Source organism: Pseudoroseomonas cervicalis ATCC 49957 (assembly GCF_000164635.1).
GTDB lineage: Bacteria > Pseudomonadota > Alphaproteobacteria > Acetobacterales > Acetobacteraceae > Pseudoroseomonas > Pseudoroseomonas cervicalis.
In genome coordinates, this window is sequence record NZ_GG770786.1 from 7,936 (window position 1) to 9,379 (window position 1,444).

1 protein-coding gene and 1 pseudogene are annotated in these 1,444 nt (G+C 74.6%); both read left to right on the top strand.

Going from position 1 to position 1,444, the window contains the following annotated elements:
- Positions 1-929, top strand: a 929-nt coding sequence (locus tag HMPREF0731_RS18965) for an MBL fold metallo-hydrolase (protein WP_306302915.1), incomplete at its 5' end; no start/stop codon positions are given.
- 132 nt (positions 930-1,061) lie between these two features.
- Positions 1,062-1,444, top strand: a pseudogene (locus HMPREF0731_RS18970) (hypothetical protein); the annotation flags it as partial.

Here is a 1,444-nt window from a genome sequence, read left to right on the forward strand (position 1 = left end):
GAGTGCGACCCGTCCCCACGCCCCGCGACGCGGGGGGGCGCGCTGTGAGCGGCCCCGCCTTCCTGCGCGAGGATCCCTGGCCGAGCGGCGTGGTGCAGGAGCTGGGCCGCTTCGGCGGCGTGCGGCTGCGCCGGCTGCGCTGCGCCAATCCGGGGCCGTTCACCTTCCTCGGCACCAACAGCTACATCATCGGCGAGGGCGAGGTCGCGCTGCTCGATCCCGGGCCGGAGGATGCGGCGCACCGCGCCGCGCTGCTCGCCGCCCTCGGCGGCGAGCAACTGACCAAAATCCTTGTCAGCCACACGCATCGTGACCATTCGCCGGGGGCGGCCGCGCTCGCCGCCGCGACCGGCGCGCGCAGCTATGGCTTCGGCCCGCACCAGACCCCGCCCGAGGCGGGCGGCGAGGGCGGCGACCATGAATTCCGCCCCGATGTGGCGCTGGCCGATGGCGCGGTGGTGGAAGGGCAGGGCTGGCGCCTCGCCGCGCTGCACACGCCCGGCCATTGCGCCAACCATCTCTGCTTCGCGCTGGAGGGCGGCGGCGTGCTGTTCTCGGCCGACCATGTGATGGCGTGGTCGACCAGCGTGGTCAGCCCGCCGGATGGCGACATGGTGGATTACATGGCGGGGCTGGAAAGGCTGGCGGCGCGCGACGAGGCGCTGTTCCTCCCCGGCCATGGCGCGCCGCTGGAACAGCCGCAGGCTTTCACCCGCGCCCTGCTGGCGCACCGGCTGGAGCGCGAGGCGAAGGTGCTGGCCGCCCTGCGCGCGGCGGGCAGCGCGAGCGCCGAGGCGCTGGTGCCCCCCGTCTATGGCGCGCTGGATGCGCGGCTGGTGCCGGCGGCCGGGCGCAGCCTGCTGGCGCATCTGCTGAAGCTGGCGCGCGAGGGCCGCGTGCGGCGCGACGGCGAGCGCTGGATCGGCTGATATCGGCAGAGGGGGCGCCGCGCCAGAACGTGAGCACCGCTATCATCTCCGTGAACGGGGCGCGTGTGGACATCAAGCGGCAACCTCGCCATCCCTCTGCCGTTCAGCCAGCGGTCAGAGGGAGCGCGACAGATGATCCGGCATTCCGCCTTTGCGGCCGCCCTGGCGCTGGCCGGGCTCGCGGCCCAGCCCGCCGCTGCGCAGCGCCTGCCCGACCCGTCCTTCGACCTGGTCAACAACACGCCCCGCATTGTCGAGCAGCTCTACGCCAACCCGGTCGCCATCCGCGACTGGGGGCATGACCGGCTGGGCACCATCGCCGTGCCGCCGGGTGTGGTGCACCGCGTGCGGCTGGATCCGCGCGGCGGCTGCCTGCAGGATGTGCGCGTGGTGTTCCGCGACGGCGGCGTGCAGGATTACCGCGGCTTCGATGGCTGCGCCGAGCGCCGCCTGGTGCTCGACCCCGCCGGCCCGCCGCCGGGCTATGCCGCGCCGGGCTACGGCGCGCCGCCACC